The organism is Lysinibacillus sp. LZ02, from assembly GCF_050613145.1.
Taxonomy (GTDB): domain Bacteria; phylum Bacillota; class Bacilli; order Bacillales_A; family Planococcaceae; genus Lysinibacillus_B.
Genome location: NZ_CP192507.1, coordinates 2,314,082 through 2,334,442 on the forward strand (window position 1 = coordinate 2,314,082; position 20,361 = coordinate 2,334,442).

The following is a 20,361-nucleotide window of genomic DNA, read 5'->3' on the forward strand; positions in this document are numbered from 1 at the left end:
TTTAAAATGGTTTAATATCCGTCCCGTCCTTTATTAGACAACAATCAAGTAAATCCCGTTTCATTTTAGAATAAAGGTGATGTAGTCACCATTTTTTCCATTCCTCTATAATCTAAATAAAAGGCATTATAAAAAAATTTTGCTATAATAATAACGACTGTCTAAACGAAAAAACCTATTTTGAATAAATCAAGGCTAGCGCTGCATTTATTTAAATTGGTTTTTGTTTAAAATGAGGTGTTCTGCATGAAATATCAAAAATTAGCCGCTAGTGTAGTAATGTCAAAAAAAGGGAGAATACCGAAGTTAAAAAGTTATAGTGAAGAGCTGCAATTGATTGGCATTGGGAGAAGCGCCTATGTGTTCAAAGTGCAACATGAACAAGTTGCTTTAAAAGTGTTCTTCCCTCATAAAACACATATCGCCTCTGAAGAAGCTACGATTTATAAAAAACTTCCGTCTGGCAACTATTATCCTACTTTACACGATGTGGGAATAAACTATATTGTAATTGATTACCTCGAAGGACATACGTTATTTCAATGCTTAGAAAATGGCATTTATGTATGTGAAGAAAAAATACGTGAAATTAATGAAGCATTAGAAATAGCAAGAGAAGTAGGACTAAATCCTTCAGACATTCATCTAAAAAACATCATCATTACCCCAAAGCAAGAAGTGAAATTAATTGATGTAGCACGTTTTCGCCAAACAAAAAAAGATCGACAGTGGGATGATTTACAGAAAGTCTATTTCAAGGGCTATGTAAAATCGTATTTTCCAAAACGCATCCCTAAATTCATACTGAACTGTATAGCCGCCATCTATAAAACTGGACTACGTTTTGTAGAGTAAGAACTATAGAGGTAAGTAGAAAAATGAGCTGATTCTAACATATTGTAGAATCAGCTCATACTATGTGTTCATCTCAGGAGGTTGCTTTTTACAGCGCTCATACATCTTCACTAAATAACCAACAAATGAAATGTACACAAATAATATAATCAATAAAAACAGTGTCCCAACCATTTCTAGCCCATGCTGTACTACATGTGGTGAAATGATTTGAATCCAAACGAGTATACACTGTGTACCAACTAAAAAATAAGCCATCCACTTTGTACCATTCAATGCCTCCAGACTATACAGTACGGCAATTTGCTTCGCGACTGAAAAGAAATAATAATAAAATACTACTATCAAAATGCCTAACGCTAACTGGCTACCATAAACGATGATCGGCATATGTGTATCGACATACAGCGCTATATCTTGAATTGCAAAGGGGAGGTTGACAATAGCTAATACCGTGGCCAACACTTTTGCCTGCTTTGCCCCGCTAAACTGCTGTACTTTTGCTGAAAAACTAGTCGCGATGAGCATCCAACCAAACGCATCTGGCAATAAATCAAACCCTACCCAAATATCCACAAAGATTAAAATCCCACCAAAAATCATATGCGAAAATAAGCGCTCCATTATGCACCAGCCTCCTCTAGGAAATCCTTTAATAGCTCATCTGTCATCCAAACATAGCTATCAATATTTTCATAGATGACAAGCGACTCCCCCTGTGCATTCACAAGCTTGATTGTGACGCGAATCGGGCTACTATTTCCATACGCATAAAGATTATCAAAATCAATTGTAAATGTTTCCTCTGCTTTTAATGACAGTGGAAACGTAATGTCTTGTTCATTGTGCAAGAGTGTTGTGTCAGCCATTTTATGCTCAATTGTTACATCTTCAATCGTCACGTCTTCTGTCACTTTAAATGTTGTTCGCCCTTTCACTGACTCACGCTCATCAAATGTTTTTATAATGCTTCGCGAGTTCTGCTGTACTACTGTACCGTGCCATTCGATTGAATCACTCACTGCAATTGGTGAATGCCCATCAAAATATACTTCTGCCTCATCACCTAAATACAAACGCTCCTGTAACGCTGACCATTGCCATTCGTCCAGCCCGACACTAGCAGAACGTACTTCATAATAACGGTGAGTAGAATGAACACTATCCTTACGCGCATTATTGTAGAACATCGGTGCGTCAGCAAAGAAAAAATCACTATCTCCAAACTCAATTCCATCTACATAAGTCTCGCTACCCGTATTAACTACATATGTTATTTCGATTTTTTGGGAGCTTTCTTTTATTGCTACTTGTAGCACAACAGGTCGTGCCAATTGCTTTTGTTCGTAAATAATGGAACTCATGATCGCCGCGATGATTGTTACCGTTAAAACAATCATAAATCGTTTGCTCATCCATCCCTTCCCCCTCGGTAAAATGAAATTGAATTTGTACTTTTTAACAATGAAATAGAGCGGCTTTTATACATAGAATCCGCTCAAATGTAGATTAACGATATTTAAAAACTTCAAACGTTGAATCATTTCTACTGCTTATAGTGTAGTAAATTATCAAATACAAAAATAGGCTGCTAGTAGTTCCGGTGACTGCGGGGGTGGAGGTGATCGACTTTGCTAGCCCATTGAAGAATTTCGATGTTCACCATGTCCACCTCTTCTATGTTTTGTGAGTAGATTTCTTATATTATTACAAAAATAGAGTTGATCTAACGAAACATAGAATCAACTCTTTACTAGGCACTATCATTTTAAATTAACTTGGCCATATAGTACTCGTCTACATATCTTCCGTCAATACAAAGTGAGCTTCGTTTAACCCCTTCCATTTCAAAGCCCATCTTTTTGTACAAATGATAAGCAGCATCATTATACGTAATGACCGTCAACTCTAAGCGCTGTAGCCCTACTTCTCTTGCCCATTCCTCCACATGTAAAAACAGTGCCGTCCCAACACCTTTTCCGCGACTCTCGCTATGGACTCCGATGACAATATACGCTCTATGTGCAATGCGGTTAGGCGTATCCCCCTGTACAATTATATAGCCATAAATCCGGTCTTGTTCAACAGCAACAAAGACGGCTGAATTATTTTTGTTGTTAATGGCTTCAACTACTTTTTCAAATTGTGTTGCTGTTACGTTTCTTTCTCCCGGATTAAACAGCATCAAGCCCGACTCTTCGGCATTTTTCATTACTTCTACAATTTGTCCTGCATCTTCAGTAGTTGCTTGACGAACGTTCATCATCTTTTCCCTCTCCTCTTGAAATGTTTAAATTTGTCATCATAGAACTTTCCTCAATCGTAGCTCATCATGCAATAGAATCCCGTCGTTACTAATAAACTGAATGACATCAACTTTCATATCTTCTGTTATCTTGCAAATACTCATGATGTTCCCTCTTTATCTCGAATCTCTTTGAGCAGCTGAATCATTTCTTCATTTTGTTTTTTTATTGCTCCTAATAATTTCTCCACTGCAATGACAGAAAAGATTAGAATCGCTAGCAAAAACATGATTATAATTAACATTTACTTGCTCCCTCTCAACAGTTTAGTTCTTCAGTTGCTTGTAACATAAAGACTTTGGCCAACAGCTCTAATACAAACGGAAAAACGATTTGTATACTACTTTGAAAAATCGAAGAGACACTACCAAGATGCTAGATACCGCACTCCTCATCATGCTAAAAATTATGTAAATTGTAAATTTTATTATTATATACTATATATTGTACATAATTGTTGGACGAAAAATTTATAAATACAATATTTTTCAAGAATATTGCAGTTAACAAAGAAATATTGCTAATTTCTACATATTTATCTATAGAAAAATATCTTGAGTAATTGGATAAACTATTTTCTCCGGTACTATACAGCGTCTCATATTGTTTTTTGTCCCTCCTCCTACTTTAGCGTTTCAATACAAAAAGCCTACTTTCAATTTAAATAGATAGTAGGCTGTCAAGTTTTACTGGCTTCTATATAAATCATCTTAAAACTGTCGACAGTTAACATTATCAAAGCTATGGTATACGAGCAAAACATCGGTGCATTCGGTCTAAACCTTGCCGTATCCGAGCAAAAGCCCGCGGTGAACGGTCTAAAAGCTACCGTATCCGAGCAAAACGTCGCTGTATCCGGTCTAAATCCCCCTATGAGCAAAACACTACCGTTATGCTGGAACATTAAAATGCACATATATATAAAACTACTTTGAATTATGTGAGCAATTCATATGTGTTCCAGTCTCTTGGCTTTATGCTCTTCTCCGTCCAGCTCTTTTGTGGTGCATTGGATGGCGCAGTTGCGATTAAATGATCATTGTGCCAGCTTGCTGCTCCAGAACGAACCATTTCATCGAGTAGAATGTGCACGAAATCTTCAGGCTGCATTTGAAAAGCAGAACGTGCAAAATCTTGGAACCAACCACACTTGAGTAAGTACCGATCGATTTCTTGTCTTACCAACCCATTTTTCATGATTAATGTGAAGGCAAAAATCCTTTTGCAAGCATGCCATGCAATTTTTTCTGGCATGGTGCTCCACTTTTCTAGTCTCTTCCTTGCCGCATCAATGGCTGCTAACGGATTTTCTATTTGTGGTCCATGCCCTGGATAAGCTTTCTGAATTCGAAGGGTGGATAAATCATCTAAACTTTCTATCGAGCGTTGAATGGCATTCACACCTTCTCTAAAAATATTTAACCAGCCAATATCATTGTTGTGAAAAAGATCCCCGCAAATTAATAGTTCTTTTTCAGGCTCATATAAAGAAATATGACCTAACGTATGCCCCGGTGTATGCAACACTTTCAACGTACTATTCCCACTATTAATCTCATCGTTATGTGCAAGCTTTGTATCAACTCGGTAAGGTTCTACAGGCTGGTCTAACCATTCTGCACTACAGGCTTCAGCATCACCCGTATTGATTAAATGGGCATCCCATTTATGTGCAGCAATTGGTACACCGTAATTTTGTTGCAGATGAAAATTGCCGCCTACATGGTCACTATGATAATGCGTGTTCACAATCAGGTGTAATGCTTCGAGTGAAACACCTGCGTCTTTTATTAATTGCTCGGTCTTTTTTGCATCACTTCCAAAACCAGTATCAATCAGAATCGGACGTTGATCCTGAATCAAGACCATATTGGCACTCGGAAATTTTCTTTCAAAGAAAATAATATTAGACTTTTCCATAAACAAATCCCCCTTACATGCAATGGACTAAATAACAATGACTGAGCGTTCAATCAGTCAAGCTTGTAGAAATACTCAAAGAATTACACCTGAAAAATTCCCCTTTAACACTTCTTTTCCATGCTGATTTTTACATAAAAAAGAAGTATGTATAGCTATTCTATCCTTCTCTTGCCTTTCGTATTTTTCAATTTTCACTTCACAAATGATTGTATCCCCTGTAAACACAGGCCTTAAAAACTCAAAATTCATCGTACGTGCGAGTACGTTATGATCTCCACCTACTTTTGTTGGTAACGTTGCCGTTAACAACCCTTGAATGACTAGCCTTCCTTGTTCATCTGGGGTTACATGATGAATCCCTTCATCAGCAGAAACTTCTGTAAATAATTCAACATCCCTTACTGTAAAAGTCCGTTCAAACGTAATGATTTCTCCTACTTTTAATGCCATATTAGTTCCCCCTCCAGTTTCATATTTCAATATTAACAATAATCAGATTATTAAATCAATAGAGATTGGTATTTAACTAGAAACTACCTAATAAAAGGGACACAAAGCTAGAGACAGCTATTGCCTCTATACTCTGTGTCCGCGGTTGTTCCAATTAACAAAATTATTTGTGTTGTGATACCCCATCATAACATAATGTATCTATTCACTTTCCCCTATTATACCCTAGTGCAAGTACATTGTTATTTAGTTCTGAGATGGCTCGACATATGTTGAGCTATTGTTATTTTGAGTAGTAGCATTTTGTATTTTCAGTAATTCCGAAATCGTGACGAATTTATAGCCTTGCTTTTGAAGTTCAGGTAAGATTTCCTCTAATGCCTGAACCGTTTGCTCTCGGTTTCCACCGCCGTCATGTAATAAAACAACACTTCCTGGCTTCGCACCTTTCAATACCGTATCTACAATTTTTTTCTTCCCAGGTCTTTTCCAATCAAATGTATCTAGATGCCATGACCACATGACTACTTTATACCCTTCTTTTGCAATTGCTTCTACCATAGCATCCGTATATTGTCCTTCTACAGGCCTAAATAAAACTGGTGAATAGCCACTTATGCCAAAGATGGTCGCATGTGTTTCTTTTATTTCCTTTATTAAATTCGAAACGTTCGTTTTTAATGGATGGGTATAGGTGTGAATGGCTAATTCATGCCCTTCTTCGTGTACACGCAAAGTAAGACTCGGATTTTTTTCTGCATACTCACCTACAATGAAAAACGTTGCTTTTGCATCATATTGTGCTAACACCTCTAAAATCTCAGGTGTATATTTTTTATGCGGTCCATCATCAAAAGTTAAAGCAATTACTTTTTCATCCGTTTTTATTTCCCATAATACTTTGCCAGTTTCCTCATAGTATCTTCTACCTTTATCTGCATACGAATTTTCATTTATTAAAAATATCGAGGCTATAAAAAAGCCTAACATTGATAATAAAAGAACATAATATTTCCTCACCATTTCACATCCTACCAAATAATCTGTTTACACATTATTATTTGTGGATTCATAAAAAAAATGCTTTTATTTTTTTTTGATTATCTGTATAAAAAATGAATGCTATCCGTTTACTATATCAAAATGCTTATGTAATACTTATGGATGTACTTCATTTGCTTTTCCTTGTCGAATGTAAACAGTATAAAAAACTTACAAAGGCAAAAGATAAATAATAACTATTTCAAATGGGGTGTACTTATGGATTACTTTCCAACAATACATACAAATTTTTGGGATGCTGTAATCGCTGTCCCTGTTATTATGATTATTACGCAAATTTTAAAGAAATTCTTTCATATCAAACCTGTTTGGGTTCCCACAATCGCATTAGTCGTTGGTTTAATCATTTCCATTTTTATTAGCCATCGACATCATTTACTCGCTGGCATATTTATGGGGTGGTTTTATGGATACGCAGCTATTGGAAGTTATGCCTCCCTCAAGACTACTTTCATTGCTTATAAACAAAGGAAAATAGAAAAAACAAAATCTTAACTGTCACATTTTCAACTTATAATTTCCATTTTATTTTATTCTTGAACGTAAAAATTTAAGAAATGGATATATTAACGTTCTTTCATTCATTCAAAAACCCATATTTCAACTTTTAGAGCCCTCATGTTATATATAATAATGTCTTTTTATAATTGAGGGCTCTAACAATTTTAAATCCGTATTTCCCTAACGGTACTACAATGTTGGGTTCTCCAATAAAATAGCGATTCCTTGTCCACCACCGATACATAAGCTCGCTATACCGTATTTGATACCTCGTTTTTGCATCTCCAATGCAAGTGAATAAGTAATACGTGCACCGCTTGCACCAACTGGATGTCCAAGTGCCACGGCCCCTCCATTGACATTTACTTTTTCTTGATTAATACCTAATTCTCTTAACACTGCTAAAGACTGTGCTGCGAATGCTTCGTTAAGTTCATATAAACCAATATCATCTAATGTTAAATTAGCTTTTTTCAATACTTTACGAATTGCCGGAGCCGGACCAATCCCCATCATAGCTGGGTTTACACCTACCGTTGCTGAAGTAACAATCTTGGCTAATGGATTTAACCGATGTTCCTTTAAAAAATCTTCTGATACAAGTACAACCGCTGCGGCTCCATCATTAATCCCACTCGCATTTCCTGCCGATACAGTTCCACCTTCTTTAAATGCTGGCTTTAGTTTTGCTAAGGTTTCCATTGAAATTTCTTCGCGAATGTGCTCATCTAAAGTTACTTCAACTGTACCTTTACGTGTTTTCACCGATATAGGTACAATTTCTTCCGCCAAACGACCCGAACGCCTAGCCTCAGCTGCACGCTGGTGCGAATTATAGGAGAATTCATCCTGTTCTTCACGTGAAATCCCGTATTTTTCTGCTAAGTTTTCAGCTGTCATCCCCATACCGCAGCCTGCAACCTCATCGTATAAAGTTGCCCATAACATATCTTCAACGATTGGTGCTTTATTGGGCGAACCAAAGCGTGTACCACGTAATACTTGAGGTGCTTGGCTCATGTTTTCTGTCCCACCAGCAACTGATGCTTGAGCATTCCCAAGCTCAATTTCCTGTGCCGCAGAGATAATGGCCTGTAAGCCCGAACCACATAAACGGTTAACTGTCAGTGCTGTACTTTCCTCCAGCAACCCACTTTTTAATCCAATATGCCGAGCTAAATATGCTGAGGAACTCGTTGTGTGAATAATATTACCGAATACAATCTCATCAATCTGTGTTGCTTCCACCCCTGAACGTTGCAAGGCTTCCTTTACAACGGCAACCCCAAGATCAATATCTGTTATGTTAGCAAATGCACCTCCAAAACTACCAAATGCTGTTCTACTACCGTTTACAATATATACCGACATGGTCAATCCCCCTTTTTTTTACATACCACCTGAAACATTCAATGCTTCACCCGTTATCCCAGTTGCCTGCTTGGAAGAAATGAAAAATACACTATCTGCAATTTCTTCAGCTGTAATGAAACGTTGCATCGCTTGCTTTGGATATACAATTTCATTTAATGCCTCAATTTCCGACATACCTCTACTTTCTTCAAGATCTTTTAATTGTTTTATAAGTAATGGTGTTTTCACTGGGCCAGGTAAAACAGCATTCACAGTAATTCCATGCATTGCACCTTCAAGTGCTGCTACACGTGTCAAACCAATGACACCGTGCTTCGCTGCCACATATGCTACTTTTTCAGGTGTTGCCATTTCACCATGAACCGATGAAATATTAACGATACGCCCGTGTTGCTGCTTTTTCATATAAGGGAATACATACTTAGTCATTAAGAATGGTCCTTTCAACATGACATTTTGAAGCAAGTCCCACTTATCTTCTGGAAAATCTTCAATTTTAGCACGATATTGTATACCAGCATTATTCACAAGAACATGCAGTTCATGATTTCTGCAAATGGTATCAATTACATGTTGGACAGAAGCTGCATTTGAAACATCTAACTCAAGTGCCTCGACCTTTCCTGGATATAAATCAGCCACTGCCTGTGCTGCTTCTAACTTTAAATCTGCAGCGAATACATAATCCCCTTCCTCAACAAACTTATTCACCATCGCTGCCCCTAAACCGCCGCCTGCACCTGTCACTAAAATATTACGCATGCTCAATCTCCCTTTGTATTTTATGGAATGTTTTTAGTTGTTGAATTAACGAGCGATCACGCTCAATTACATATTCATCTAAGCCTTTCCCTGGATATTCAAAGAAACCTTTCGAAGATTTAACACCTACATTACCTTGATCGATTTTATCTTTAATTACGCTAAATGAACGCACATCGGATTCAATGACTGGTTGTAATTGTCCTAATACAATGTCCCAAATATCTAACCCACCAAAATCAATAATTTTCAGTAAACCACTTGACGCAAAGCGAAATCCAGGACCTGCGAAGATAGCACTTTCTAAATCTTGCTCAGAGACAACGCCATCTTCTAATAATGACAATGCTTCACGCGCTAATGCTACTTGGATACGGTTGGCTACAAGACCCGGCACCTCTTGTCGAACTTCAATTGTAACTTTACCCATTTTTTTCATAAATGTATTAACTTCATCGTACGTCTCTTGCTTCGTATCTGGACCTTTTAGAAGCTCTACAAGTGGCACAATATGCGCTGGATTAAAAAAATGTGTTAACATTACTTTATCCTTATGTTTTTCTACATTACGAATAATTTCTGAAAGTTTTAAACTTGACGTATTCGATGTTAAAATTACATGTTCCGGACAAATTTCATCCAGTTGCTTGAAAATTTTCTGTTTGAGTTCAAGATTTTCTGTTGCAGATTCAATAACCAAATCACAACTAGCAATACCTTCAATTTTTGTAGTGAAAGTTAACCGATTTGTAATTGTTTCATCTGAATCGCTAAACAATGTCCCTTCCTCACGAAAAACTTTTAGGTAGGTTTTTAACTTTTCACTTGCTAATTGTAAAGATTCCTCCTTAACATCTTGTAAAACAACAGGCATTCCATTCGTGATAAATTGAAACGCTATCCCAAATCCCATTGTTCCCGCTCCAATAACTCCAACTTTTTGAATCATCTTCCTTCCTCCTTAAGAATTAGTATAATAAAACTGCTGCAATCAACATTGGAATACTTGCAATTAATGGTGCAATAACCGAAACAGCGAAGATATGTTTGTACGCATCTTTATGCGTTAACTTTGAAGCAACTAATACCGTAATTACGGCACCATTATGCGGTAGTGAATCAAGTCCCCCCGAGGCAACGGCCATTACCCTATGCATAGCATCTGGATTTAATCCTAGATTCAGATAAGTAGATGATAGCGCTTCCATCGCAATCCCTAGACCACCACTCGACGACCCTGTGATTCCTGCAAGCGCCGTTGTTGCAAAGAAAAGTGAAATTATTGGACTACCTGGAATTTGCGTCATAGCTTCATTAAAAATACTGAAACCTGTTGTAATAGCAATCACAGAACCATAACCAACGTCCGCACTCGTATTAATAATTGGGAGTACAGCAGATACTGCACCTTCATTGAGTGTATTTTTCTTTATTTCAATATAATTCCAGAATAATAGAGTCGCTAATACTACAGCACCCATTAGTGTGTAAATGATATCAACTTTGAAAATATTCAGTGTGACTAGTAAAGCAATTGGAGGAATTAAACTGACAGCAACATTCGGTAATGTACGGCCCTCATAAATATCTTTAATTCCTTCTTGACCATCTTTATCTGGGTTTGTCATATTTGCATAAGTTTCTTTGCGTTGTTCTGAACGTTTTAATGCAAACTTCATATACCATAAGTTAATCGCAATGATGAATACTGTTGCGATAATTCCTAGTAAAGGTGCTGCTGTAACTGTTGTCCCAAGGTACTTTGTCGGGATAATGTTCTGTACAGAAGGTGTTCCTGGCAACATTGTCATCGTGAATGTCCCAATCCCTGTAAAGAACGGTGCCATGAATAGATGCCATGGAATATCTAGCTCTTTGAATAATGGTTTTGCGATTGGTAGTACTGCGAAAATTACTACGAATAAACTGACACCACCATACGTTAAAAATGCACAAATGACCATAATTGCTACTAACACTTTGTATTTACTATCTTTTCCGATAATTCGAAGTAAAAGATTAGCAATTTGGCGAGCTGCACCACTATCATCCATTAGCTTTCCAAACATAGCTGCAAATAAGAAAATTAGGAAATATTTCTGAACATATCCTATAAATCCTATCATGTACGTATCTTGGAACGTCTCTAAAATCGAAAATCCATTCGTTACCATTACAAATAAACTCACAACAGGAGCGATGATGATAATACTAAATCCTCTTAAGGCTAGTACGATTAAAAGAATTAATGAAATTACAATCGTAATTAAACTCCACATTCACTTTCCCCCTCTCATTAGTTATTTATTTTTTGTCTCAACGGTAAACCAATTCGCCTTTCTAATTCTTCAAATGTCAAACCACCATAAATATCATCTATGAAAATCTCACCATCTTGGAAAATAAAATTTGCATACTCCGTTACAAATTGATTTACACGTCGTTCACCACTTGAATCAAGCGTTAACGATTCTACTAACTTAGGAGATCCATCTTTTGTAAAGAGAGTACTAGCTACAATTACTTTCTTTGCTCCAGCAACTAAATCCATTGCGCCTCCAACGCCTAAAATTGGTTGATTCGGTACAGACCAGTTTGCAATCTCACCGTAGCGGTCAACCTCAAGTGTCCCTAAAACAGCTACGTCGATGTGTTTTCCTCTAATCATTGCAAATGAAAAAGCACTATCAAAAAATGACGCTTCTTGTGTAATTGTTACGGGATCTTTCCCTGCATCAATTAAATCTATATCTATTTCATCCTTATTTGGTGGTGGTCCCATACCTAGTAGTCCATTTTCAGTTTGTAAATATACTTTTTTATCTCCTATATATTTAGAAACAAGTGTTGGAATTCCTACCCCAAGATTCACTACGTCCCCATCTTTTAGCTCATGTGCAATACGCTTTGCGATTATTTCTCGACTATTTAACTTCAACATAAGTACCCCCCTTTTTGATGTACTTACTTTCAACTACAAAATCTACAAAGATATGTGGTGTCACAATTTCTTCAGGACTTAGCTCCCCAATTTCAACAATCTCATCTACTTCAGCAATGACTACCTCTGCAGCAGTAGCCATTATTGGATTAAAATTCCTAGCAGTTGTGTGATATACTAAATTGCCTGCTTTATCTGCTTTTGATGCTTTAATAAGAGCTATATCTCCTTTAATAGCCTTCTCAAATAAATAGCGAACCCCATCAATTTCGCGAATTTCCTTACCTTCAGCTAGTCTTGTCCCAACAGCTGTTGGTGTATAAAAACCGCCTATTCCAGCACCCCCACAACGAATTGCCTCTGCTAAAGTTCCTTGTGGCATTAAATTAATCTCCAATTTTCCCATTGACCAAGCCGTAACAGCTTCTTTGTTAATCGTAAAAAAAGAACCAATTGCTTTAGTGATTTTCCCTACCTCGAACACCTTATGAAGCCCTTTGCCGTCATCACCTAGGTTATTACTAACAATCTCGTAATTTCCTGCCTCAAACTTTGCTACAGCATCTAACAATGTTAACGGCGTTCCTGAAATACCAAATCCCCCCACTAATAAACGCATATTATCCTTAAATAATGATTCTAGCTCCTCAGCACTTCTTAATTTTTCCATTTCTAACACCCCCATAGACTAGACTGTAGTCTAATGATATAATGACGTTAACATTAAAGTCAAACACTTTTAAGAAATTTTTGAATAAAGGAGAAAATATGGCTAATTTAGAGAATAAAACAGAAAAAGGGGTTCAAACCCAACTGCATATTATGAACGTAGCACTCGATTTATTTAAAAACCTCGGATACGATAATGTTTCTGTAGATCGAATTGTCAAGGAGAGTAAAACATCTAAAGGGTCTTTTTATCAACACTTTCCTTCTAAATCAAGTATTTTCATGATGCGCTTTATGGAGATGGATGAACATTATGTGCATATTTACGAGGAATTAAAGCAACAACATTCTTTAGCAATAGAACGCTTGGAAGCCTTTTGTCTTGCTGTATTTCGTTGTATTGAAAAAGAACTAGGGAAAGATTTGATGCGTGTCATCTACTCCGCGGCAATTATTAGTAATGAGCACACTTTTTTTACAAACGAGAATCGTAAGTTGTATGTAATTCTTCGGCAAATTATTGAAGAAGGAAAGAAAGATAGCTCTATTCAAAACATTGACTCTACAAAAGCTTTTTTCCAAGTAATTGTACAAAGTTTTATGGGAGCTATTTATTTTTGGGGTTTACAATTAGATGACTCTAAATTGGAGGATTTAGGGAAACCACTTATTAAGCAACTTATCATGAGCCTGTGTTTATAAATGGATTTTTATAGCAGATTCTAATATTAAGTTATCTCCTAAATTCGAAATAAAAGTAACTCCTAATTACTTCATGCAAAATATATAAAAATCCGTGAACGGCAAATCGAAAATGAAGTTATCTCTACATTACGTACAGAAGCATTAGAACAGTTCTCCACAAAAAAAGCTGGGGATTTTCACAAAACTTTTCCATTCTTAACAAATGGAACGCGCCAACCAAGAACAAATAACAGGAGCCAACGATAAGATTCGTTCTCTTTACGATGAAATCGCTCAACTAAGAGCTTCATACTGAAGAGAAAATAGGGATGATAGAAATATCATTTATTGTAATTATAGTGAGTAAATTTGCTCATTATGAGTAATAAGTTATTTTAAGGCAAAAAACGAGTTTTTTAAAATTCGTCGCACGTTCGTCACTCAAAGGTTAAAATCCCACGTTTTAAAGAAAACAAAAAAAGCCGAAACCCCTTGATACGAAAGGGTTTCGGCGATATGGTCTCGACAGGGTTCGAACCTGCGACCCCCACCTTGTCGAGGTGGTGCTCTCCCAGCTGAGCTACAAGACCGGATTATTTGTAAATAAATACTAACATAAACCGCTACTAATTAAAAGTAGAAAAATCATATTTCGAAAATAAAATTCGCTCCTCTTCATCTTTTAACGACTTTAAATTTAAAAACATAAGACATGAGTTTAAGCTCATGCCCTTTTCTATAATGAAAACACCCCGAATTGGTCAATGTCATCTTTCACTATTTCAGCCATATCATTCATCGGAAACGTCATTTTTACTCTCTAAATAGCTAAGAAAATCACCTTTCTCTATGACATTCAGTATACATTTACACTGTGTCTCGTGTTCAATCTTTTGAAGCTCTAAAGGAAATTGCTCGTCTACATGTAGCTTCATATAGGATAGCTTTTCTTGTGCCTTTTGTGAGCGGATATTATGAATCGTTGCACCGGCAAACACATAATCTAAATTCAAATGTAAAAAGGCTTCTTTTAAAATAGCCTCTTTCGCTAACTCGTTATAGCCCTTTCCCCAATAGGCAGAGCCAATCCACGTGCCAATATGCGCAGTTTTCTTCTCTACATCAATCGATTTTAACGTAATGACACCAATCAATTCCTTCGCCTCGTTTAAAATCACCCTTGATAGCTGCTTGCCGATTTTTTCTTGCACAACAATAAATTGAATAAATGATTTTGTTCCTTCTAAAGAGCATTGCTCATCTGTTAAGCCTAGCGCCGCTTTGATCTTTTCATCGGACGATAGGTTAGACATGCTTTCTGCAAATTTTAAATGATGATTTACTAATTGTATTTGTACCATCTCTTCATCTCCCATCAACTTTTTTCTCTCTATTTTTCTGAAACGCTATTGCATTTATCTTGTTTGCTGATTAGGCGAAAAACAGTGATATTTATTGGATATTAGAACGTAATACTATCAGAAAGATATTATTTTGTCATCTACATGTACAAAAACCATGCCTCCTAATAGCTATTACATGTAAATACGCTTTCATCAATGATTTTATGCGTTTCATCCGTATTTTTACGCAGGAAATGATCATGCAAAAAAATAAAAAGAAATGTGCTCGCTTTCAGAACACATTTCCTCTTCCTATTCAAAATCAGTTGGTAGCTGGTGGGTTATTTAATATATTCTTCGCTCATCAGTATATCCGCTAATAGCTCTGTAGGAATTTCGAATTCGATAATCCCCATATAGCCAGGCGCCACTTCATATTTATCAAACACAACGACAAGCTTGTTGTCCGCTGTAATATAGAAGTTTTGATCTGGTTTAATCGTAGTAAAGGCATAAAATACCTCTTCGTCAGGAATGCCTCCGCCTTTTACCCAATAAACTTTTTCTTGATTCGATGCCAGCATCTCCTCACGCATTTGTGCTATAACATACTCGCTAATTACAGAAATATATTGATCATCTTTAAATAAACTCGGTAATGTCAACACGATTTCTTTTTGTTTATCGATTGTATCGTAGTGCATGATTGTTGAAGAGGAACCGACTGTTTCGACTACATAACGACCAATCGATAACAGTTGATCTGTATCAGTTGCCACAACGTAGCCACTGTCTACACCTAAGTGTCCCCCATTTGCTTGCTCCATGCCTTTCATATCCTGTTGGAACTGCTCGTATAGAGCTTTGCCTTCTGCTGCGTATTTTTCATTTAAGGCATTAATCGCATCCGAGCTACCAGTAATTTTCGGCACATCAATATTTGCTGAATATGTGTCCTCTTCCGTCTCGTAATGAACAAAAGTTAAAACTTCCACAACACTACCAAGCACTGGAACATCCACTAATGCCCGCGCCATTGTCGGACTCATATTCACACTAGCTGTAAATAAAGCGGCCGCGGCTGCTGCACCTAACAACCATTTAGGCGCTCGTTTTTTACGCCCATTTTTTAAGCTCGCTTCGACAACAGCATCTAAACTTTCCGGAATCGGTACATTGCGATATTTTTCCTCTAATTTCTTTAACTTGTCCATCAGAACATCTCCTCTTTCGTTAATTGGATTTTAAGTAACTTTAATGCTTTGTAGATTCTGGATTTAATCGTATTGACATTCGTATCTAATATGTGCGCCACATCCTCGATTTTTAAATCCTCAAAATAGCGTAAAATTACGACTTCACGATAAGCAGGTGGTAAGGTGTCTAGCGCATCATCTAGGTCTGTATTTTCATATGTGTCCATTTGATGCGGTGAAAAAAAGGCTAATTGCTCGTCATCCATCACTTGCATCCGTTTGTTTTTTCGTAAAAAATCAATGGCGGTTCTCACGACAATTTTATAAAACCAACTTTTTAGTTGTTGTTCATTTTGTAAAGTATGTAGCGATTGCAACGCTTTTTGAATACTATCTTGCACTATGTCTAGTGCATCTTGCTCGTTTTTCGTGTAGCTATAAGCAAGTAAATAAAATCGTTCTTTGTTTGCGCGGATAAATGTCACGAATGCTTGCTCAACATGTTGATGCTCCATCTCCTAAAGGCTCCTTTTTTCAGCATTTTTCATTGTATACATAAACTAGACGGATAAGGGGCTAGAAAAAGTTGAAATAAAAATATATTTTTATTTTGTGTTAGCGCAATCATTGTATCAAACACATTTAGTAACTGGTAATGAGAAAAAATACATCCTAAAAATTCCATTAGGGTAATAAAAGATATTAAGCTAAAGTGATATCGTAGCCTCCGCGCTTTGCCACAGCCTACACAGGAGCTAAAACAGGCGTGGCCTGTTTGGATCTCCTGTTCCTGCTCCTGACGCTTGCGCTTTCGTCGCAAAGAAAATCTTGGCTCCTGTGGCTATGGCGCGCTACGGCAAAAGTCAATGCTTCTCGATGTGTTAGAAAAATATTTCTCTTATCTAAAAGAAATCATTTTCTTTCTATTTGCAAGTGTAATTACCCAGCCTCTACCGTCATGAATGCGAATTTTTCTTTATTTTTAGCCAAGTGTGTTGATTAACAAAATATTTCCTTTATAGAAGCGTGTTTTTTAGCAAAACGTGATCAAAAATGACTTGCCAGTTGATTGAAGCGGAATTGGCGAGACTCCTACGGGAAAAGCAATAAAGGAACGAAGGCTAAAACCGTCACGTCCTGTGACAACGCCTTCGTGACCAACATCGTGTTGGCCCGAAAACCCCGCAGGAAATTTATTTGCGACGAAAGCGCAGCGACAGGAGCACCGAGGTACGAGCGACGAGGAGGCTGAAGCCATGCCCGTGGAAAGCGAGCCGAATGGAGCGGAAATCAACGGTTAACACAATGGTAATATATGTTTCAGAATTTGCTCATTCTAAGTAATAATCAAAAATAGAGCTGATAATAGCATCTATTATCAACTCTATCAATCAAGTTATATATAATTGTATTTGCGGAGCGCGTTTTAGTAATTCTTCTAAAAAAGCCTGTTGCTTAGCTGGTGAAATTTTAAACTCATTCTGTCTCGCTGATTGATAGTAAATCGCCAGCCCATCCTTTGATGTCATCAGATGCAAACCTGATCGCATATCGGCAGTACGTGTAATGTGAGTCATTTGCTTATACGGAATTTTTATATGAAACGGTCCACCCGTCACCTGTAAATACGCAGAGCGAAACGTATAGCGGATGGTTAACATCGTCCACAAAAAGATACCGACAACAACGACATATAGCCCAACCATTATCCATAACAACATAATATCAAACGACGAAATGAGAAACGGTAAGAAAAAACAAGCAGCACAAAATAGGATTACAGTCATCATAAAATGTTTAAAAGAACGATCATACTTCGGCAAAAAGATCATCTTGACCACCTCTTAATCATATATACGGATAGCTATGTGAAGGGTTTCATTGTTATACTAGAATACATGCTTTCCCGTTACTCGCAGAGCGAAAAACCGATATGTTCATCACATACCGGTTAATGATTAAATACGTAATATTTTTAAAAAATGCTTTGCCATTTCTTCCTTTGTTAAATGTAAATAGGTCATGGCTGTTAGACATTTAGCGAGCAAAATATCCATCCCTTTTAGTTTCTTCAATTGAATGCCGTGCAATTCGTATAAATAGTTCTCATACTCCCTCATTTCTTCACCTTTTTCTTGATACACTGTTTCACTTTCAAGAAACATTAACTCAACAAATGGTTCAATTAACTCATGCTTAGAAAATAACGGATGGTCTTTCGGTACATCCAATGAATAGAAATCGTGAAATAATATGTGTATAATCGTTTCTTTCGGAATGAGCTGCTTAATACGCTCCGTAAATTTCCCCGATAGCTCCCGCTCAAACTCCTGAGTAATTATGTTTTTCTCCGTAACAGCTAGCACCTCTGCCCGCTGCACATCGTCTGGAACAGAAAAACTGACGGAATATTTAGACCCCAACTCTCGAAGCATAAATTGTATTTCACCCATTTGTACGGTCACAAAGTAGGCATCCATACGCCCCATATTACGGATTTTTATTTCCTGATCTTTCATAAACACGAAAAACATTTTCATCACTCCCTCACTTCACAGTACTTTAAAACACTATGTGCATCCTTTCTTCTGTTTATAGATTATTAAACACACCGAACCTTACTATTTCATAAGCATGCATTGCCTTATCCACCCACTTATCAAAATAAAGGGATGCTTTTTAGGAGGTAATCACACTTAATTTCTTGAACATTACTCTATTTGTATGAAAGTTTATATAGAAATGACTCACTCTTTCTAAATAAGCATAAAAACTGTTTACTATCTATTTTTATAACCTCTCCGCTATATTTATTGGAATGGGCATATATCTTTTCAAAATGCCCCTTTTGACTAACTCCCTTCCATATCATGTGAATATACTCATATGAATGGTAACAACATATGTTAATAGCATATAAAAACCTTAGGCTGTGAATTAATTTTGCACAAAAGCAATTGCGCTAGCCGCACATTCCGTATAAGCCTCTCCGTATAGCTCGTTCTCCGCGCTCATACGGCGTTTCATCCGCAAACACAAACGTTTCTAGCTTCTGTGAATCATAAATTCAACTTATATAAAACTAATTGATTACTACTTCCGTAAAGCATCTTACTGTATTCCACGACACAATAAACCAGTTATATAAAGGGTGTAATATAGTATATGGGGTATTTGGTAATGGAACTGAGATACCTATGCTATATCGGCTTATATTTTTTTATTTCCGTATATGAAATTGGGCAATAATACCGGAATTATGTAACTTCAATGTACGAGAACATTGCTTAAAATAAGAGCTTGTACATGTTAAAAATGCCTCATGAACATTCCATATTATTATTTCAAAAAACAATTAAAATAAGCCAACCTCTAACATGGTTGGCTCATTTACGTGAATCATTTATTCTGTTGTGGATGTTGGTCTTTGATTTATGTCATGTAATTTTTCATAAATTCTTCTTTTTCGGTAAAGCATGATGCCCGCTTCTGCTATATCATTGATCATTGTTTTATTCGCATACGCACCAAAAATCATCCCTGCTATCGGTACCATTTGGAATAGTTTTTTCCAGCCAAATGAATCACGATACGTGAAAAATACTTCCTGCCATCCTTGCAATTGTGAAATCATGCTGTCAGTTGCCTTTTTGTCTTCGTGCATGGCAGCCAGTTCTGTTAAAACGGCTTCTTTCCCGACAATATCAGCAGACGCAAACTGTAAACATTTCACGATAAAAATACGTTCCTGTTTGTCATTTGGATCGTACCCATGAATCATTGCAATTTCCTGAAGCGTTTTTAAGGCCATGCCTAAAATCACTGGAATATCAATTGCTAGCGTAAAGAGACCGCCAAAGCCTGTGGAAGCGCCTTGTACAGTAGCCAGTTTCACACGACTTTTTTGTAGCTCTTCACTTAATGTAATCATTTCATCTAACGGGATGTTCCCTACATCTTGAATCGTTTCAATGGGCTGCCATGTAACAGAACGAATCTTCTTTAATACCGATTCCTCACTAATTAAATAACGTCCACCTGTTTGAATGTAGCTACCTAATTCCGATACTAACACAGCTATTTTTTCTTGAATAAAAGTAGGCGTCAGCTTATCTAAAATTTTAAACGGCAGACGACCAAGCTTTTCCCAAAACCATAGCCCTTTTTGATCTTTTTCCCATTCCTCAATCATTTGTAAATGAACTGTTAATTGCTCTTTTGTCTCCATGCTTGTCTCCTTATGATTCCCACTCTTTTTTCTATTACGTATAACTTAACCAAAAGTTTCAAAACAC

The 20,361-nt window shown here is 36.9% G+C and carries 22 protein-coding genes and 1 tRNA gene; 3 read left to right on the forward strand and 20 right to left on the reverse strand.

Annotated elements, in window-relative coordinates; genetic code table 11:
* Positions 1-246: 246 nt before the first annotated feature.
* Positions 247-855 carry a protein kinase family protein gene (locus ACQQ2I_RS11280; RefSeq protein ID WP_431026894.1) on the forward strand — a complete coding sequence of 203 codons (609 nt, stop codon included), beginning with the start codon at positions 247-249 and terminating at the stop codon, positions 853-855.
* 60 nt (positions 856-915) lie between these two features.
* On the opposite strand, the gene ACQQ2I_RS11285 is transcribed toward ACQQ2I_RS11280, so the two are convergent.
* The 7 genes from ACQQ2I_RS11285 to ACQQ2I_RS11315 all read right to left on the reverse strand — a co-directional run bounded on the left by ACQQ2I_RS11285 (position 916) and on the right by ACQQ2I_RS11315 (position 6,557).
* Positions 916-1,479 (reverse strand): hypothetical protein, encoded by a 564-nt coding sequence (locus ACQQ2I_RS11285; RefSeq protein WP_431026895.1) that lies wholly within the window; start codon positions 1,477-1,479, stop codon positions 916-918.
* On the reverse strand, positions 1,479-2,270 hold the full coding sequence (locus ACQQ2I_RS11290) for a hypothetical protein (RefSeq protein WP_431026896.1): 792 nt from the start codon (positions 2,268-2,270) through the stop codon (positions 1,479-1,481). Before ACQQ2I_RS11290 ends, ACQQ2I_RS11285 begins: the two co-directional genes overlap by 1 nt.
* Positions 2,271-2,623: 353 nt before the next feature.
* Positions 2,624-3,121 carry a GNAT family N-acetyltransferase gene (locus tag ACQQ2I_RS11295; protein ID WP_431026897.1) on the reverse strand — a complete coding sequence of 166 codons (498 nt, stop codon included), beginning with the start codon at positions 3,119-3,121 and terminating at the stop codon, positions 2,624-2,626.
* A 140-nt stretch (positions 3,122-3,261) separates the two neighbouring features.
* On the reverse strand, positions 3,262-3,405 hold the full coding sequence (locus tag ACQQ2I_RS11300; RefSeq protein WP_431026898.1) for a hypothetical protein: 144 nt from the start codon (positions 3,403-3,405) through the stop codon (positions 3,262-3,264).
* 692 nt (positions 3,406-4,097) lie between these two features.
* Positions 4,098-5,081 carry an MBL fold metallo-hydrolase gene (locus ACQQ2I_RS11305; RefSeq protein WP_431026899.1) on the reverse strand — a complete coding sequence of 328 codons (984 nt, stop codon included), beginning with the start codon at positions 5,079-5,081 and terminating at the stop codon, positions 4,098-4,100.
* A gap of 75 nt (positions 5,082-5,156) precedes the next feature.
* Entirely contained in the window at positions 5,157-5,534 is a 378-nt protein-coding gene (locus ACQQ2I_RS11310) for a hotdog domain-containing protein (protein WP_431026900.1), read from the reverse strand.
* 246 nt (positions 5,535-5,780) lie between these two features.
* The gene (locus ACQQ2I_RS11315; RefSeq protein ID WP_431026901.1) at positions 5,781-6,557 is read right to left on the reverse strand and encodes a polysaccharide deacetylase family protein; all 777 of its coding nucleotides are present in this window, start codon (positions 6,555-6,557) and stop codon (positions 5,781-5,783) included.
* Between the two features lie 237 nt (positions 6,558-6,794).
* Between ACQQ2I_RS11315 and ACQQ2I_RS11320 the strand changes: the two genes are divergently transcribed.
* Positions 6,795-7,091 carry a hypothetical protein gene (locus ACQQ2I_RS11320; protein ID WP_431026902.1) on the forward strand — a complete coding sequence of 99 codons (297 nt, stop codon included), beginning with the start codon at positions 6,795-6,797 and terminating at the stop codon, positions 7,089-7,091.
* Positions 7,092-7,286: 195 nt separating this feature from the next.
* On the opposite strand, the gene ACQQ2I_RS11325 is transcribed toward ACQQ2I_RS11320, so the two are convergent.
* The 6 genes from ACQQ2I_RS11325 to ACQQ2I_RS11350 are packed head-to-tail and all read right to left on the reverse strand — an operon-like array spanning position 7,287 to position 12,844.
* Positions 7,287-8,468, reverse strand: a complete 1,182-nt coding sequence (locus ACQQ2I_RS11325) for a thiolase family protein (protein ID WP_431026903.1) — start codon at positions 8,466-8,468, stop codon at positions 7,287-7,289.
* An 18-nt stretch (positions 8,469-8,486) separates the two neighbouring features.
* Positions 8,487-9,233, reverse strand: a complete 747-nt coding sequence (locus ACQQ2I_RS11330) for a 3-hydroxybutyrate dehydrogenase (protein WP_431026904.1) — start codon at positions 9,231-9,233, stop codon at positions 8,487-8,489.
* Complete coding sequence (locus ACQQ2I_RS11335; protein WP_431026905.1) at positions 9,226-10,182, reverse strand: 3-hydroxyacyl-CoA dehydrogenase family protein; 957 nt, start codon at positions 10,180-10,182, stop codon at positions 9,226-9,228. The genes ACQQ2I_RS11330 and ACQQ2I_RS11335 overlap by 8 nt, the downstream gene beginning before the upstream one ends.
* A gap of 19 nt (positions 10,183-10,201) precedes the next feature.
* Entirely contained in the window at positions 10,202-11,512 is a 1,311-nt protein-coding gene (locus ACQQ2I_RS11340) for a GntP family permease (protein WP_431026906.1), read from the reverse strand.
* Between the two features lie 17 nt (positions 11,513-11,529).
* Positions 11,530-12,174: a 3-oxoacid CoA-transferase subunit B gene (locus tag ACQQ2I_RS11345; protein WP_431026907.1), complete on the reverse strand. Its 645-nt coding sequence runs from the start codon at positions 12,172-12,174 to the stop codon at positions 11,530-11,532.
* Complete coding sequence (locus ACQQ2I_RS11350; RefSeq protein WP_431026908.1) at positions 12,158-12,844, reverse strand: CoA transferase subunit A; 687 nt, start codon at positions 12,842-12,844, stop codon at positions 12,158-12,160. Before ACQQ2I_RS11350 ends, ACQQ2I_RS11345 begins: the two co-directional genes overlap by 17 nt.
* A 98-nt stretch (positions 12,845-12,942) precedes the next feature.
* On the opposite strand from ACQQ2I_RS11350, the gene ACQQ2I_RS11355 reads away from it, so the two are divergent.
* Positions 12,943-13,545, forward strand: a complete 603-nt coding sequence (locus ACQQ2I_RS11355) for a TetR/AcrR family transcriptional regulator (RefSeq protein WP_431026909.1) — start codon at positions 12,943-12,945, stop codon at positions 13,543-13,545.
* 499 nt (positions 13,546-14,044) lie between these two features.
* Here ACQQ2I_RS11355 and ACQQ2I_RS11360 read toward each other — a convergent pair.
* From ACQQ2I_RS11360 to ACQQ2I_RS11390, 7 genes are all read right to left on the reverse strand, one after another.
* A tRNA-Val gene (locus tag ACQQ2I_RS11360) sits at positions 14,045-14,117 on the reverse strand.
* A gap of 201 nt (positions 14,118-14,318) precedes the next feature.
* A complete protein-coding gene (locus ACQQ2I_RS11365) occupies positions 14,319-14,888 on the reverse strand; it encodes a GNAT family N-acetyltransferase (RefSeq protein ID WP_431026910.1) in 570 nt (189 codons plus the stop codon).
* 323 nt (positions 14,889-15,211) lie between these two features.
* Positions 15,212-16,084: an RsiV family protein gene (locus ACQQ2I_RS11370; protein ID WP_431026911.1), complete on the reverse strand. Its 873-nt coding sequence runs from the start codon at positions 16,082-16,084 to the stop codon at positions 15,212-15,214.
* Positions 16,084-16,581 (reverse strand): RNA polymerase sigma factor, encoded by a 498-nt coding sequence (locus ACQQ2I_RS11375; protein ID WP_431026912.1) that lies wholly within the window; start codon positions 16,579-16,581, stop codon positions 16,084-16,086. Before ACQQ2I_RS11375 ends, ACQQ2I_RS11370 begins: the two co-directional genes overlap by 1 nt.
* A gap of 876 nt (positions 16,582-17,457) precedes the next feature.
* Positions 17,458-17,898 (reverse strand): PH domain-containing protein, encoded by a 441-nt coding sequence (locus ACQQ2I_RS11380; protein ID WP_431026913.1) that lies wholly within the window; start codon positions 17,896-17,898, stop codon positions 17,458-17,460.
* A gap of 126 nt (positions 17,899-18,024) precedes the next feature.
* Complete coding sequence (locus tag ACQQ2I_RS11385) at positions 18,025-18,600, reverse strand: hypothetical protein (RefSeq protein ID WP_431026914.1); 576 nt, start codon at positions 18,598-18,600, stop codon at positions 18,025-18,027.
* Between the two features lie 869 nt (positions 18,601-19,469).
* Positions 19,470-20,294 carry an EcsC family protein gene (locus ACQQ2I_RS11390; RefSeq protein ID WP_431026915.1) on the reverse strand — a complete coding sequence of 275 codons (825 nt, stop codon included), beginning with the start codon at positions 20,292-20,294 and terminating at the stop codon, positions 19,470-19,472.
* Between the last annotated feature and the right edge of the window lie 67 nt (positions 20,295-20,361).